Annotated in this window: 16 protein-coding genes; 7 read left to right on the top strand and 9 right to left on the bottom strand. The window is 66.2% G+C overall.

The window, feature by feature from the left end:
* The first annotated feature begins 324 nt into the window (after nt 1-324).
* The 3 genes from pstC to pstB are packed head-to-tail and all read left to right on the top strand — an operon-like array spanning nt 325 to nt 2,941.
* Complete coding sequence (gene pstC, locus QT386_RS07660) at nt 325-1,224, top strand: phosphate ABC transporter permease subunit PstC (protein WP_367401407.1); 900 nt, start codon at nt 325-327, stop codon at nt 1,222-1,224.
* Complete coding sequence (gene pstA / locus QT386_RS07655; protein WP_289273161.1) at nt 1,224-2,087, top strand: phosphate ABC transporter permease PstA; 864 nt, start codon at nt 1,224-1,226, stop codon at nt 2,085-2,087. The genes pstC and pstA overlap by 1 nt, the downstream gene beginning before the upstream one ends.
* Nucleotides 2,088-2,107: 20 nt before the next feature.
* Nucleotides 2,108-2,941: a phosphate ABC transporter ATP-binding protein PstB gene (gene pstB / locus QT386_RS07650; RefSeq protein WP_289273160.1), complete on the top strand. Its 834-nt coding sequence runs from the start codon at nt 2,108-2,110 to the stop codon at nt 2,939-2,941.
* Nucleotides 2,942-3,356: 415 nt separating this feature from the next.
* Here pstB and phoR read toward each other — a convergent pair whose 3' ends face one another.
* Both phoR and phoB read right to left on the bottom strand, forming a co-directional pair.
* Entirely contained in the window at nt 3,357-4,760 is a 1,404-nt protein-coding gene (gene phoR / locus QT386_RS07645) for a phosphate regulon sensor histidine kinase PhoR (protein WP_289273159.1), read from the bottom strand.
* Between the two features lie 4 nt (nt 4,761-4,764).
* Nucleotides 4,765-5,457, bottom strand: a complete 693-nt coding sequence (phoB, locus tag QT386_RS07640; protein WP_207766118.1) for a phosphate regulon transcriptional regulator PhoB — start codon at nt 5,455-5,457, stop codon at nt 4,765-4,767.
* Between the two features lie 262 nt (nt 5,458-5,719).
* On the opposite strand from phoB, the gene trxB reads away from it, so the two are divergent.
* The 4 genes from trxB (at nt 5,720) to QT386_RS07620 (ending at nt 8,345) form a co-directional block, all read left to right on the top strand.
* The gene (gene trxB / locus QT386_RS07635) at nt 5,720-6,673 is read left to right on the top strand and encodes a thioredoxin-disulfide reductase (RefSeq protein ID WP_289273158.1); all 954 of its coding nucleotides are present in this window, start codon (nt 5,720-5,722) and stop codon (nt 6,671-6,673) included.
* 96 nt (nt 6,674-6,769) lie between these two features.
* Nucleotides 6,770-7,378 (top strand): glutathione S-transferase family protein, encoded by a 609-nt coding sequence (locus QT386_RS07630; protein ID WP_289273157.1) that lies wholly within the window; start codon nt 6,770-6,772, stop codon nt 7,376-7,378.
* A complete protein-coding gene (locus QT386_RS07625; RefSeq protein WP_289273156.1) occupies nt 7,378-7,842 on the top strand; it encodes a C40 family peptidase in 465 nt (154 codons plus the stop codon). Before QT386_RS07630 ends, QT386_RS07625 begins: the two co-directional genes overlap by 1 nt.
* Nucleotides 7,843-7,877: 35 nt before the next feature.
* Entirely contained in the window at nt 7,878-8,345 is a 468-nt protein-coding gene (locus QT386_RS07620; protein ID WP_289273155.1) for a hypothetical protein, read from the top strand.
* On the opposite strand, the gene thiL is transcribed toward QT386_RS07620, so the two are convergent.
* From thiL to nrdR, 7 genes are all read right to left on the bottom strand, one after another.
* On the bottom strand, nt 8,336-9,271 hold the full coding sequence (gene thiL, locus QT386_RS07615) for a thiamine-phosphate kinase (protein WP_289273154.1): 936 nt from the start codon (nt 9,269-9,271) through the stop codon (nt 8,336-8,338). The two genes, QT386_RS07620 and thiL, sit on opposite strands and share 10 nt — an antisense overlap.
* Before the next feature lie 117 nt (nt 9,272-9,388).
* Nucleotides 9,389-9,826 (bottom strand): transcription antitermination factor NusB, encoded by a 438-nt coding sequence (gene nusB, locus QT386_RS07610; RefSeq protein WP_289273153.1) that lies wholly within the window; start codon nt 9,824-9,826, stop codon nt 9,389-9,391.
* Nucleotides 9,823-10,314 (bottom strand): 6,7-dimethyl-8-ribityllumazine synthase, encoded by a 492-nt coding sequence (ribH, locus tag QT386_RS07605; protein WP_289273152.1) that lies wholly within the window; start codon nt 10,312-10,314, stop codon nt 9,823-9,825. Before ribH ends, nusB begins: the two co-directional genes overlap by 4 nt.
* Before the next feature lie 2 nt (nt 10,315-10,316).
* Nucleotides 10,317-11,465: a bifunctional 3,4-dihydroxy-2-butanone-4-phosphate synthase/GTP cyclohydrolase II gene (gene ribBA / locus QT386_RS07600; RefSeq protein ID WP_289273151.1), complete on the bottom strand. Its 1,149-nt coding sequence runs from the start codon at nt 11,463-11,465 to the stop codon at nt 10,317-10,319.
* A complete protein-coding gene (locus QT386_RS07595) occupies nt 11,462-12,061 on the bottom strand; it encodes a riboflavin synthase (RefSeq protein WP_289273150.1) in 600 nt (199 codons plus the stop codon). The genes ribBA and QT386_RS07595 overlap by 4 nt, the downstream gene beginning before the upstream one ends.
* 11 nt (nt 12,062-12,072) lie before the next feature.
* Nucleotides 12,073-13,149: a bifunctional diaminohydroxyphosphoribosylaminopyrimidine deaminase/5-amino-6-(5-phosphoribosylamino)uracil reductase RibD gene (gene ribD, locus QT386_RS07590; protein ID WP_289273149.1), complete on the bottom strand. Its 1,077-nt coding sequence runs from the start codon at nt 13,147-13,149 to the stop codon at nt 12,073-12,075.
* Nucleotides 13,146-13,679: a transcriptional regulator NrdR gene (gene nrdR, locus QT386_RS07585; protein WP_289273148.1), complete on the bottom strand. Its 534-nt coding sequence runs from the start codon at nt 13,677-13,679 to the stop codon at nt 13,146-13,148. The genes ribD and nrdR overlap by 4 nt, the downstream gene beginning before the upstream one ends.
* Nucleotides 13,680-13,818 lie beyond the last annotated feature (139 nt).

The following is a 13,818-nucleotide window of genomic DNA, read 5'->3' as shown; positions in this document are numbered from 1 at the left end:
CGGTTCCTGTTGCCTTCCGTAGTTGTGAAACGGAGGGGTCGTAATCGGCCCCTCCGTTTCGTCTTGAACAAGATAAAGTCATTTTTCTCAATGGCTTGAAAGATGCGCACCGTGTCAAATCGCAGAAACGAAGCAGCGGTATACTGGCAACCGGTCTTGCGGCCTCACCGCAAGGGGTGCCCCCGCAACGACGTCCTGGCGATCCGGCTCATGCCAAATGCTTCCGTCCAATCGGCCCAACAGGGGTAGTCCGTGGAACTTGCGGCCCAAAGCGGCACCGTTGCACCATCCGTACTGAGGAAAAACAGCCTCATCGACAGCCTGATGCATGGGCTGACCCGTAGTGCCGCCCTGCTGGTCCTGCTGCTGCTGGGCGGTGTCATCGGCGTGCTGATCCACGGCTCCATCCCGGCCTTCGAGAAGTTCGGCTTCGGCTTCTTCACGACGGAAAAATGGAATCCGGTCACCGAAATCTTCGGCGCCGCCGCACCGATCTACGGCACCATCGTCACCTCCGTCATTGCCATGTTCATCGGCGTGCCGATCAGCATCGGCATTGCCATCTTCATGACCGAGCTCTGCCCGCGCTCGCTCAAGCGCACCCTGGGTACCGGCATCGAACTGCTCGCCGGCATCCCCAGCATCATCTACGGCCTCTGGGGCCTTTTCGTGCTGGCACCGCTGCTGCAGCAGTATGTTCAGCCGGCCCTGATCAGCGCCGCTGAAGGCATCCCCTGGCTGGAGAGCCTCTTCACTGGCCCGCCCTATGGTATCGGCGTGCTGACCGCCGCCCTGATCCTCAGCATCATGGTTCTGCCCTACATCACGTCCGTGACGCGCGACGTGTTCGAGACCGTGCCGCCGATGCTCAAGGAGTCCGCCTACGGCCTGGGCGCGACCACCTGGGAGGTGGTCTGGAAGGTCGTCATTCCCTACACCCGCACCGGCATTGTCGGCGGCGTCATGCTCGGCCTGGGCCGCGCCCTGGGCGAGACCATGGCGGTCACCTTCGTCATCGGCAACGCCCACCGCATCGCAACCTCACTGATCGCGCCGGGCACCACGATCTCGGCCACCATCGCCAATGAGTTCACCGAGGCCGATGGCGAGATGTATACCTCGGCCCTGATTTCGCTGGGCCTGATCCTGTTCATGATTACCTTCATCGTGCTGGCCGCCGCCCGCCTGATGCTGCTGCGCCTGCAGATGAAGGAGAACCGCTAATGGATGCCTTCGTCCAAGACACCAAGCTGTACGCGCGGCGCAAGCGTCGCAATGCCATCGCGATGGTCCTGTCCTATATCGCGGCCGGCTCAGGCTTCGTCGCGCTGCTGTGGATCCTGGGCACCCTGGTGTCCAAGGGTATCGGCGGTCTGTCGTTCGAGACCTTCACCGCCATGACCCCACCTCCGGGCGAATCGGGCGGCCTGCTCAACGCCATCTACGGCTCGGCGATCCAGACGCTGGTAGCAGCGCTCGTCGGTACACCGATCGGCATCCTGGCCGGCACCTTCATGGCCGAGTACGGCCGCGGCACCAAGACGGCCACGATCGTTCGTTTCATCAACGACGTGCTGCTGTCGGCACCGTCGATCGTCATCGGCCTGTTTGTCTACGAACTGATGGTTCGCCCCATGGGCCACTTCTCGGCCTGGGCCGGCAGCGTCGCCCTGGCGATCCTGGTGATCCCGGTCGTGGTCCGTACCACCGAGGACATGCTGCTGCTGGTGCCCAATACCCTGCGCGAGGCTGCCAGCTCGCTGGGCGCCTCACGCTGGCGCGTGATCAACAAGGTCTGCTACCGCGCCGCCCTGAGCGGCCTGGTAACCGGCGCCCTGCTGGCTGTCGCGCGCATCAGCGGTGAAACCGCGCCGCTGCTGTTCACCTCCCTGAACAACCAGTTCTGGAGCACGGACATGAACCAGCCGATGGCCAACCTGCCCGTGGTGATCTTCCAGTTCGCGATGTCGCCGTACCAGGACTGGCAGAAGCTGGCCTGGGTCGGTGCCCTGATCATCACGACCACCGTGCTTGCGCTCAACATCCTCGCCCGTTCGCTGTCCTCTCCCCGCGGCCAACAGAGCTAGCTCATCCTGTGAATACTGAAATGGAAAATCGTCCCAGCATTCAAATCGGCAGCGCCGTTGCCAGCCCGAACGAAACCCGTGACGCCCTCAATGCCGGCTATGCCGAGAAGGTGTCGATCCGTGACGTGTGCTTCTATTACGGCCAGTCGATTGCACTGAAGAACATCAGCCTGCCGCTCTACGAGAAGCAGACCACGGCCTTCATCGGCCCCTCGGGCTGCGGCAAGTCGACCCTGCTGCGCATTCTCAACCGCATGTATGACCTCTACCCGGGCCAGCGCGCCACGGGCGAGGTCCTGCTCGACGGCGAGAACATCCTCAGCCCGACAATCGATCTCAACCTGCTGCGCTACCGCATCGGCATGGTGTTCCAGAAGCCGACGCCGTTTCCGATGTCGATCTACGACAACATCGCCTTCGGCATCCGGCTCTACGAGAAGGTGCCCAAGTCCGAAATGGACGGCCGCGTGGAAGACGCGCTGAAGCGCACCGCGCTGTGGGACGAGGTCAAGAACAAGATCAACTCCAGCGGCCTGGGCCTGTCCGGCGGCCAGCAGCAGCGCCTGTGCATCGCCCGCACCATCGCCGTGCGCCCCAAGGTGATCCTGCTCGACGAGCCGACTTCGGCGCTCGACCCGATCTCCACCGCCAAGATCGAAGAGCTGATCTATCAGCTGAAGGCGGACTACAGCATCGCGATCGTCACCCACAACATGCAGCAGGCGGCGCGCGTCGCCGACTTCACGGCCTTCATGTATCTGGGCGAGCTGATCGAGTTCGGCGCCACGGACATGCTGTTCACCAAGCCGAAGCAGACCAAGACGGAGGAGTACATCACCGGTCGTTTCGGCTAAGACGCGATCCTTCGAGAAGGGCGGCTGCGGGTTCTTCCCGCAGCCGCCTTTTCTTTTTGCCTGACAGAATCCGCTCGATCCTTACTGCCACGAATCATCCCGTCAGCGGCCACCCGCGAAGCCTCTTCCCTCACCCATCCACTGTCCGTCGATCGATGCCCGCAGCCAAGGGAATGACCGTGGCGCCCGCTCCCGGTCGGCCTTGAGGCGCAGGAACAAGATTCTTCCGGGGGGGCCAACAAGGGTCGAGGCGAGAGCGCCCCCTGCCTGCAGGGCCGGCATCAGGATTTACGTTGGATCAGGTCAGCACTCAGCCGCGCTTCGGGGGACAGACAAGGAGCGTGGCGCCGGGGCATCCGCGTTCTGCCGGCACGCATGCGTGCCATGCCCCACCATGCAGCAGCAGTGCAAGCGTCTAGCCCTGGCTGACAGCCTCGGCTGTCTCGACGTGGACGCGGTGCGGGGGGAAGCGGCAACTGAAGGTGGAGCCCACGCCCAGCTCACTGCGGATCTCCAGGCGGCTGTCGTAGTGCTCCAGGGCATGCTTGACGATGGACAGGCCCAGGCCGGTGCCACCGCTGGCGCGGGACCGTGCGACATCGACGCGGTAGAAACGCTCGGTCAGCCGCGGGATGTCCTCCGGGGCAATGCCGACGCCGCTGTCCGCCACGCTGAAGCGTGCACCCTCGGGCACCGGCTCCCAGCGGACCGCGATTACGCCGCCGGCGGGGGTATAGCGCACCGCGTTCGACAGCAGGTTGGTGACGATGCTGACCAGCTCGGCTTCGCCACCGATCAGCATCACGCGCGGATCGATGTGCAGCTCGAAACGGTGTTCACCACGGGACAGGGTCTTGGTGTCCTCGACCAGGCGCTGGATCAGGCGCGGCACGTCCAGGCGGGTGTCCTTCATGCTGAGCGAATCCGCCTCCAGGCGTGCCAGCTTGAGCATGTCGGTGACCAGCGACTCCATGCGGGCGGCCTGGTTGCGCATCTCGAGCAGCGGCCCGCGCCAGGGGCCGAGGGCGTTGCTGTGCTGAGCCTCGGGTTCCATCATCTCCAGGTAGCCGCGCAGCACCGTCAGCGGCGTGCGCAGCTCGTGCGAGGCATTGGCCACGAAGTCACGGCGCGCCGTCTCCAGGCGCCGCAGTTCGGACACGTCACGGGCGATCAGCAGGAGCTGGTTGCTGCCATAGGGAATGATCCTCAGCGACAGCTGCTTGGCGCGATTCACCGGTGACGGCGCCTCGACCTCGCGGTCGAAATCGCCGCTGACGAAGTACTCGGTGAAGGCCGGGTGACGGATCAGGTAGGTGATGCGCAGTCCGGTGTCCTGCGGCGCCCGCAAGCCCAGCAGCGTATTGGCCGCCTGGTTGAACCAGGCGATCTGGCCGCGTTCGCCCAGGACCACGGCCGCATCCGGCAGCGCGGCCGTTGAAGCCTGGTACTCCGCCAGCATCAGCGTCAGCTTCTTCTTATTCTTGCGGTTCTTGCGCTGCATCTCCAGCAGCGCGTTGTAGTTCTCGCCCCAGAGGCCGCCGATATCCGGCAGTTGCACGCTCTTGGGAGTAGCAAGCCAGACCCGCAGGATCGCCAGGTGACGCAGGTTGGATAGCAGCAGCAGGAACAGGACCACGCAGGTCCCGGCCAGCGGCCGGCCGAAGATGCGTCCGACGCCGGCGCCGACCAGGGCCAGCAGCGCCAGCTTGAGCAGCTCGAAGCGGCCGACCTGCCAGATGCGGCCCATCAGTCGCGGTGGCGGCGGGGCAACAGGCGGCGCAGCGGCCGGGGTGGGCGAACCCTCCGGTCCGGAGGTCATGGCCCTAGAACTTCTCGGAGAAGCGGTAGCCGGTACCACGCACCGTCTGGATCATGTCGGCGAAGCCGAAGGGTTCCAGGGCCTTGCGCAGGCGCCGGATGTGCACGTCCACGGTGCGCTCTTCGACATAGACGTTCTGGCCCCACACACGGTCCAGCACCTGCTCGCGGGTGTAGACACGCTCGGGGTGGCTGACAAAGAAGTGCAGCAGGCGGTATTCGGTGGGCCCCAGGCGCACCGGCTGGCCCTTGGCGGTGACGCGCTGGCTGGCGGCGTCCACTTCCAGGCCGTTGACCGCCAGGCGCTCCTCTTCGCCGCCCGGCGTCGAGCGGCGCAATACCGCCTGGATACGGGCAATCAGTTCCGGGAAGGAGAAAGGCTTGGAGACGTAGTCGTCGCAGCCGACGTTGAGGCCGCGAATCTTGTCCTCTTCCTCGGCACGGGCGGTGACCATGATCACCGGGATGTCCTTGGAGGTCGGCTGGGCCTTGAGCTCGCGAGTGAGTTCGACGCCCGTGACGCCCGGCATCATCCAGTCCATCAGGATCAGGTCGGGGCGTTCATCGGCGATCCGCAGGCGCGCCTCCTGGGCGCTACCGGCCTCCGCCACGCGGAATTCGGCCCGGCTCAGCGCGAAACGGATCATTTCGCGGATGGCGGCCTCGTCTTCTACCACAAGAATGAGTTTGCCTTGCATTGCCTAGCTCGATTACACGTCACCCGTAATCTATTGGCAACATGTTACAGGAAGGTTAAGAAACCCCTTGATATTCACTGGTTTCCCCATATTTAACAAAAGCGTCATGAAAAATGGGGCGAAATCCGGCAATGCAGACCGACTATCGCCCCGATCACGACGATTGCTTTGACCTGTCGCCCCACGATGCTTAGCATCGCGGGTTCACAGAAGGGTCTCCCCTCCCCCGGGTCTCCCCTCCCCGTTCGTCCTTGGAAACGATATGACCGTCCAGCACCTGCCCCTGATCATCCTCGGCTCCGGACCCGCCGGCTACACCGCCGCGGTCTATGCCGCGCGCGCCAACCTGAAGCCGACCATGATCACGGGCCTGGAAGTGGGCGGGCAGCTGATGACCACCACCGAGGTCGATAACTGGCCCGGCGACGTCCATGGCCTGATGGGTCCGGACCTGATGGCGCGCCTGCAGCAGCATGCCGAGCGCTTCGAGACCAAGATGGTCTACGACCATATCCATGCCGTGGACTTCAGTAGCAAGCCCTTCAAGCTGACCGGCGACCAGGGCGAATACAGTTGCGACGCACTGATCATCGCCACCGGCGCCAGTGCCAAGTACCTGGGCCTGGACAGCGAGACCGCGTTCCGCGGTAAAGGCGTCTCGGCCTGCGCCACCTGCGACGGCTTCTTCTACAAGGGCCAGGACGTGATCGTGATCGGCGGCGGCAACACGGCTGTCGAGGAGGCCCTGTACCTGGCCAACATCGCCAACCACGTGACCATCGTCCACCGCCGCGACAAGTTCAAGGGCGAGAAGATCCTGCACGACAAGCTGTTCAAGCGCCGCGACGAAGGCAAGGTCACCATCGTCTGGGACTCCACGCTGGACGAAGTGCTGGGCGACGCCAGCGGCGTAACCGGCGCGCGTATCCGCAACGTCAAGGACGGCAGCACGCAGGACATCGCCGCCAAGGGCGTTTTCATCGCCATCGGCCACCAGCCGAACACCTCGATCTTCGAGGGCCAGCTGGAGATGCACGACGGCTACATCAAGGTGCAGTCCGGCAGCCAGGGCAACGCCACGGCCACCAGCGTGCCGGGCGTGTTCGCCGCCGGTGACGTGATGGACCACGTCTACCGCCAAGCCGTGACCTCGGCCGGCACCGGCTGCCAGGCCGCCCTGGACGCGGAACGCTACCTGGACAAGCTGAACGCCTGACCGATCCACAGGTCGAACGCGCGGTGACGGCCGCAGGGCTACAATCCCTGCGGCCGCTTCGTTTCCAGGTCGGGCTCGCAGCACGGGACAAGAACGATGATGAAGCTGTACTGCTCCAGGACTTCGCCCTACTCGCGCAAGGTGCGCGTCGTGATCGAAGAACTGCGCCTGTCGGAACAGGTCGAGGAGATCGAGACCGATCCTTATAGCCCGCCGCCGGAACTGCTGGCGGCCAACCCGCTGTCGCGCATCCCGACCCTGATCACCGACAAGGGTGAAGCCCTGCCCGACTCCGACCTGATCATCGAGTACCTCGACGCCAAGTACCACGGCCTGGCACCGCTGCCGCGCGGCACCAAGCGCTGGACCGCCCGCCGCCGCCAGCGCATCGCCCAGGGTGTGATCGACGCCGCCGTGGCCACGATGCAGGAGAAGCGGCGCCCGGAGAGCATCGTCTACCACAGCTTCCTCGATCGCCAGATGGCCGCGATCCGCCGCAGCCTGGAGCTGCTCAATCTCGAGGCCCATACCCTGCTCAAGGACGAGAAGCCCAGCGTGGTGGAGATCACCGCCGGCGTCGGCCTGGCTTACCTGGACTTCCGCATGCCCTACCTGGAATGGCGCAAGGAATTCGAGGCACTGGACCGCTGGTTCAGCGAATTTGCGCGCCGCCCCTCGATGGTCAAGACGCAGCCGCCCGCCTGATGCGCGCCCTCCTCGTCCTGGGCCTGGGCCTGCTGCTCTCCGGCTGCCTGTCCTTCGGCGGCGGCAGCGGCCGCTCCAGCGAAGAGGTCGAGCGTCTGCGCCAAACCATCGTGGTCGACGCACTCGGCCAGATCGGCCGCCCCTACCGCTATGGCGGCAACAATCCCGATGGCTTCGACTGCAGCGGCCTGGTGCAATACGTCTTCGCCCAGTCCGGCGTGAAGCTGCCGCGCAGTTCGCGTGAGCAGAGCGACATCGGCCACAAGATCGACCTGGACGACGCCGAGCCCGGCGACCTGCTGTTCTACAGCTTCACCGGCAGCAGGATCGACCACGTGGCGGTCTACCTCGGCGACGGCCAGGCCGTGCATGCCCCCGCCAGTGGGCGCCAGATCATCGTCGCCCCGGTGGCGCAGAAGTATTGGATGCAGAAGTTCGTGCAAGCGCGCGACGTACTGAACTGATCGACTCACCGCCTCGCCGGCCAGCAAAACATCCCATGTCGCGCCAGAAGAAGATCCGCCAGGCCCTGTGCCTGTCCGCGGCCCTGGTCCTGCCACTCGCCTGCTTCGCCCAGCACACGCCCACGGAAGCCGATCGCGAACTCGGCGAGAAGTACGTCTACTGCGGGCAATTGATCAATGCGGTGAACCGGGCCGGCGGGGGAACCGACACCAGCGGCGAATCGGCGTTGCTCATGTCTCTGCTCGGCTCGCAATTGCTGGGCACCGGCAACGTGGAGCAGTTCAAGCCGTATCGCGATGCGGCGCGGGCGCGGATCGAAGCAGAATCCCGGGAAGACCAGACACAGCAGGGCCTGTTCAAGCGCTACCTGGATTGCACGCAACTCCATGCCCGGCAAAGTCCGGCGCTGATCGAGCGCTTCAAGGCCCGCCTGGCCACGAGGCTGCCGCAACAAGGCACGTCCGCCGAGTCGCAAGCGCCGGTGGACGCCCCTCAGAAGTGACGGTAGCCGCAGGCCTCTTGCGCCTGCAGGCTTCCCGCGGTATCGACGCTGCGCAACCCCGGCAACGCCGTGATCCGCCCGATCTCGGTCAGCGGCACATCGAGCCGCTGCTGCGCCTCCTCGACTGCCTCCGGCGGCAGGCAGACGCAGAGTTCGTAGTCATCCCCGCCGCGCAGCATCAGCTCCGTGCGCCCCTCCGCAGGGGCCAGTCCATTGAAATGCGCCGAGGCAGGCAGTGCCTCGAGGTCGATCTCGGCACCGACACCGCTGGCGGCCAGGATATGCCCCAGATCGCCAGCCAGGCCGTCGGAAATATCCAGGGCCGCCGTGGCAAGGCCGCGGAGCGCCAAGCCCGCTGCAATGCGCGGCGTCGGCCGGTCCAGGCGCTGGCGCAGCACTGAGGGCAGTCCCGGCTGCTCCAGCAGGCGCAGGGCCAGCGCGGCGTCGCCCAGCGTACCAGTGACGCAGATGCGGTCGCCGGGGCGCGCGCCGTCGCGGCGCAGGGCCTGGCCGGGCGGCACCTCTCCCATGGCGGTGATCGTGATGCTGAGCGGCCCCCGCGCGGTGTCACCGCCCACCAGGGCGATGCCGCTGGACAGGGCCAAATCGCGGAGACCCGCGGCAAAACCCTCCAGCCAGGCCGCGTCGGCCGTCGGCAGGGTCAGCGCCAGGGTGAACCAGCGAGGCGCCGCGCCCATGGCGGCAAGGTCGGAGAGATTGACCGCCAGGGCCTTCCAGCCGATGTCGGCCGGGGCGGTAGATTCGGGGAAATGGCGCCCGGCGACCAGAGTGTCGGAGGTGACGGCCAACTGCATCCCGGACGAGGGCTGCAGGAGCGCCCCGTCATCGCCGATACCCAGGATCACGTCATCGGACGCGGGGGTCAGCCGGGCGAAGTGATGGCGGATCAGAGAGAACTCGTCCATGGCTCCAGATACCCCCACTGCTTGCGCGATACTGTCGGGCGTGGAAGGACAACGCGCCTCAGGCCTGCGGAACCGTGACCGGGATGGATGCCCACCGGGCATCCATCTCCTCACGGATCATCTCATCTCGGCGCTGCGGGAATCGCGCGCGAGCTTGTCGAGCACGCCGTTGACGAACTTGAAGCCTTCCTCGGCACCGAAGGTCTTGGCGAGGTTGACGGCTTCGTTGACGGCGACCTTCCAGGGCACGTCCGGGCAGAAGCGCAGTTCGTAGGCGCCGACCAGCAGGATCGCGTGCTCCACCGGATCGAGCTGGTTCAGCGGGCGATCCAGGTGCGGCGTGATCGCCAGTGTCAGCGCCGGCGCGTTGTCCACCACGCCCTTGAGCAGCAGCTCGAAATAGGCCGGGTCGGCACGACCCAGGCCCTCTTCCTGCTCGCGGAACTGCCGGAGCAGCACCTCGGGGAAGGTCTCGTTGAGCAGCCACTGGTACAGCGCCTGCACGGTGAGGCGGCGCGCGAGGCCGCGGCGGGATTGCGGTTGACCTTCGTTCACGCGAGGCTCCTGACCAGTCGCAGCATCTCGAGCGCCGCAGCAGCGGCCTCGTAGCCCTTGTTGGTCTTACCCGGGCCCGCGCGCTCCCAGGCCTGCTCGACGGTGTTCACCGTGAGCACGCCAAAGCCGACCGGGCCGCCGGTCTTGAGCTGCACATCCATCAGGCCGCGGGCGCATTCACCGGCGACGAAGTCGAAGTGCGGCGTATCGCCGCGGATCACGGCACCCAGGGTGACCACCGCATCGGCTTCGCCGCTGTCGAGGATGGCCTGCGTCGCCAGCGGGATTTCATAGGCGCCCGGCGCGTAGTAGACCTTGACGTTGGCAGCCTGCACGCCCCAGTCGCTGCAGCACTCGCGCGCGCCCTTGTCCAGGGCGGCGACGATGTCGGTGTTCCAGCGCGTCTCCAGCAGCGCGATGCGCACACCGGCGAATTCCTTCTTGCCCGGCTTCTTCGGCGCCGCGTAACCGGTCTTCAGCTTCTTCATTCCTACTTCTTCTCGGGAACCACGTAATCCACCACCTCGAGGCCGAAGCCGGAGATGGCCTGCATGCGGTAATGCGAGGACAGCACGCGCATCTTGCGTACGCCCAGGTCGAACAGGATCTGCGCGCCGATACCGTAGGTACGCAGCATCGGACGCGAGTCGTGATGCTCCTCGGATGCATCCTTGTTCAGCGAGATGATCTGCTGCACCAGCTCACGCGGCGCCTCGGGCTTGCGCAGCAGCACCACCACGCCGCTGCCCTCGTCGGCCACGCGCTTGAGCGCCAGGCGCAGCGGCCAGGCAAAGTCCTCATGCTGCACGCCCAGCACATCCTGCAGGGTGTTGCGGATGTGCACGCGCACCAGCGTCGGCTTGCTGTTGTCGATGTCGCCGCGGACCATCGCCAGGTGCACGGTGTTGTCGATCGAATCCTGGTAGGTCACCAGGCGGAAGTCACCGAACTCGGTCGTCACGTGAGTCTCGGCGACGCGCTCGATGGTGTGCTCGTTGTGCAGGCGGTAACGGATCAGGTCGGCGATGGTGCCGATCTTCAGGCCATGCTGCCGCGCGAACACTTCCAGGTCCGGACGGCGCGCCATGGTGCCGTCCTCGTTGAGGATCTCGACGATCACCGCGGCCGGCTCGAAGCCCGCCAGGCGCGCCAGATCGCAGCCCGCCTCGGTGTGGCCCGCGCGGGTCAGCACACCGCCGGGCTGCGCCATCAGCGGGAAGATGTGGCCCGGCTGCACCAGGTCCTCGGGACGCGCATCCTTCTTCACCGCGGCCTGCACGGTGACGGCGCGATCATGCGCGGAGATACCGGTGGTGACACCCTTGGCTGCTTCGATCGACACGGTGAAGGCCGTCTTGTGGCTTTCCTCGTTGCGCGAGACCATCTGCGGCAGGCGCAGCTGGCGGCAGCGCTCCTGCGACAGCGTCAGGCAGATCAGGCCGCGGCCGTAGCGCGCCATGAAGTTGATGTCCTCCGGCCGCACGCATTCGGCGGCCATGATGATGTCGCCTTCGTTCTCGCGGTCCTCGTCGTCCATCAGGATCACCATCTTGCCGGCCTTGAGGTCGGCGATGATGTCTTCCGTGGAGTCCAGCCCGCGCGGACGCGCGGACTCGATGTTGGCTACTTTGTTGCTCATGCTTCGTTCCTTGCGGCCAGCAGCCGCTCCAGGTAGCGCGCGATCTGGTCCACTTCGAGATTGACCGCGTCGCCCGCCGCCAGTCCGCCCAGGGTGGTATGGGCCAGCGTGTGGGGGATGATGTTAACCCCAAACCGGCTGCCCTCGACCTCGTTCACGGTCAGGCTGATGCCGTCGATGCAGATCGAGCCCTTGCGGGCGATGTAGCGGGCCAGATCGGCCGGGGCCTCGAACAGCATGCGCCAGGAGCGGGCCTCCTCATGGCGCGAGATCAGCTTGCCGATGCCGTCTACATGTCCGGAGACCAGGTGCCCGCCCAGGGGCTTGGCCGGGGTCAGCGCGCGCTCCAGGTTCACGGTCTGGCCGGCCTTCCAAGCACCGGCCGTGGTCAGGTTGCAGGTCTCGCCGGACAGGTCGGCGTGGAAATGGTCATCGCTGAAGTCGGTGGCGGTCAGGCAGACGCCGTTGACCGCGATGCTGTCACCCAGGCCACTGCCCTTCAGGTAGCCCGGCGCCTCGAAGCGCATGCGGCGGTCACCGCCCACGGTCTCGACGCTGCTGATGCGGCCCAGATGCTCGATGATGCCGGTGAACATTTTCCAGTCTCCTAAACAGGCTGCAGCGTCAGGCGCAGGTCCGCGCCCACCTGCCGCACGCCGGCGAAACGCCATTGCAGGCGCTGCGAAAGCTTTTCCAGGCCCGGCAGCGTCGCGAAAGGCCGCGCCTCGTGGCCCAGGAAGCTCGGCGCCACGTAGGCCACCACCTCGTCGACCAGCCCGGCTTGCAGGAAGGAGCCGGCCAGGCGCGGACCGCATTCCAGCAGAACCTCGTTGACCTGCTTCTGCCCCAGCAATTGCAGGGCGGCGGCCAGGTCCAGGCCTCCGCTGGCGTCCGTGGCACAGGCCAGGAGCTCGACGCCGGCCGGGGCCGCGCCCGCGCCCGCGGTCAGCCACAGGCGCCGAGCGCCTTCGGCCCAGACTCTGGCTCCGGCCGGGGCTTGGGCACGCGTATCAAGAACAATTCGATCCGGCTGCCGAGGCGTGTCGAAACCACGCACCGTCAGCTGGGGATCGTCCGCCAGCACCGTACCCGGCCCGACCATCACGGCGCCGGTCTCGGCACGCAGGCGGTGCACGTCCGCGCGCGCCTCAGAGCCGGTGATCCACTGCGACTCGCCGGAGGCCATGGCGGTGCGGCCGTCGAGGCTCATCCCCAGCTTCAGCACCACGAAGGGCCGGCCACGGGTCATGCGCGAGACGAAGCCGCGGTTGAGCCGCTGCGCGTCCTTCTCCAGCAAACCGCTTTCGGTGGCGATGCCGGCGGCATGCAGGCGCTCCAGGCCCTGGCCCGAGACCAGCGGATTGGGATCCTGCATCGCCGCCCAGACCTTCACTACCCCTGCCCGGACGAGGGCATCGGCGCAGGGCGGCGTGCGGCCATGGTGGCTGCAGGGTTCCAGGGTGACGAAAACCTCGGCGCCACGGGCACCCTCGCCGGCCTCGCGCAGGGCATGGACCTCGGCATGGGGCTCACCCGCACGCTGGTGCCAGCCCTCGCCCACCACGGCACCGTCCTTGACGATGACGCAGCCGACGCGGGGATTGGGATGGGTGCCGTAACGGCCGCGCTCCGCGAGACGCAGAGCGCGCGCCATCCACTGCGCGGCCTGTTCCAGCGTGGTCACTTCTTCGGGCGGGCAGCGGCGGAGGCGGAGGCTTCCGCCTCGATCAGCGACATCTGCGAGCGCCTCTGCTCGGCGGTCGGCATCTTCTGCAGCTTCTCGATCTCTTCGCGGAAGGCGTTGACGTCCTCGAAGCGGCGATAGATCGACGCGAAGCGCACATAGGCTACGTGATCCAGATCGCGCAGCTCTTCCATGACCCAGTCGCCGAGCAGGCGCGAAGGCACTTCGCGCTCGGTGGAAGCCCTCAGCTTGCGCTCCACGGTCTCCACGGCATGGTCCATCTGCTCGGCCGTCACGGGCCGCTTGTAGCAGGCGCTTTCGATGCCGCGACGCAGCTTGTCCTCGACGTAAGGTTCGGGATCACCGCTGCGCTTGACGATGCTGGGCATCTGCAACTGCGCTTTCTCGAAGGTCGTGAAGCGACCGTCGCAGGTCTCGCACTGGCGGCGACGGCGCACCTGGGTGCCGTCCTCCGCCAGCCGCGAGTCGATCACGCGGGTATCGGGCGCCTTGCAGAAGGGGCATTGCATGGCTTAAGCCCGGGAATCGGGAATCGGGAATCGGGAATCGTCAAAAGACTCCCCGCCCCTTCTTCTACGATTCTCCATTCCCGATTCTCGATTCCCGGTCAGGCGGCACGCCTGATGGCGCCGTACACCGGGAAGCCGG

The sequence above is a fragment of the Solimonas sp. SE-A11 genome (assembly GCF_030345715.1).
Taxonomy (GTDB): Bacteria; Pseudomonadota; Gammaproteobacteria; order Nevskiales; family Nevskiaceae; genus Solimonas_A.
The sequence above is the reverse complement of the archived record's forward strand: the minus strand, read 5'-3'. Positions and strand labels throughout refer to the sequence as shown.

What these genes read in the sequence shown, in the direction of transcription:
- pstC (WP_367401407.1), top strand. Translation starts at nt 325, where the DNA reads ATGCATGGGCTGACCCGTAGTGCCGCCCTGCTGGTCCTGCTGCTGCTG.
- pstA (WP_289273161.1), top strand. Translation starts at nt 1,224, where the DNA reads ATGGATGCCTTCGTCCAAGACACCAAGCTGTACGCGCGGCGCAAGCGT.
- pstB (WP_289273160.1), top strand. Translation starts at nt 2,108, where the DNA reads ATGGAAAATCGTCCCAGCATTCAAATCGGCAGCGCCGTTGCCAGCCCG.
- phoR (WP_289273159.1), bottom strand. Translation starts at nt 4,760, where the DNA reads ATGACCTCCGGACCGGAGGGTTCGCCCACCCCGGCCGCTGCGCCGCCT.
- phoB (WP_207766118.1), bottom strand. Translation starts at nt 5,457, where the DNA reads ATGCAAGGCAAACTCATTCTTGTGGTAGAAGACGAGGCCGCCATCCGC.
- trxB (WP_289273158.1), top strand. Translation starts at nt 5,720, where the DNA reads ATGACCGTCCAGCACCTGCCCCTGATCATCCTCGGCTCCGGACCCGCC.
- QT386_RS07630 (WP_289273157.1), top strand. Translation starts at nt 6,770, where the DNA reads ATGATGAAGCTGTACTGCTCCAGGACTTCGCCCTACTCGCGCAAGGTG.
- QT386_RS07625 (WP_289273156.1), top strand. Translation starts at nt 7,378, where the DNA reads ATGCGCGCCCTCCTCGTCCTGGGCCTGGGCCTGCTGCTCTCCGGCTGC.
- QT386_RS07620 (WP_289273155.1), top strand. Translation starts at nt 7,878, where the DNA reads ATGTCGCGCCAGAAGAAGATCCGCCAGGCCCTGTGCCTGTCCGCGGCC.
- thiL (WP_289273154.1), bottom strand. Translation starts at nt 9,271, where the DNA reads ATGGACGAGTTCTCTCTGATCCGCCATCACTTCGCCCGGCTGACCCCC.
- ribH (WP_289273152.1), bottom strand. Translation starts at nt 10,314, where the DNA reads ATGAAGAAGCTGAAGACCGGTTACGCGGCGCCGAAGAAGCCGGGCAAG.
- ribBA (WP_289273151.1), bottom strand. Translation starts at nt 11,465, where the DNA reads ATGAGCAACAAAGTAGCCAACATCGAGTCCGCGCGTCCGCGCGGGCTG.
- QT386_RS07595 (WP_289273150.1), bottom strand. Translation starts at nt 12,061, where the DNA reads ATGTTCACCGGCATCATCGAGCATCTGGGCCGCATCAGCAGCGTCGAG.
- nrdR (WP_289273148.1), bottom strand. Translation starts at nt 13,679, where the DNA reads ATGCAATGCCCCTTCTGCAAGGCGCCCGATACCCGCGTGATCGACTCG.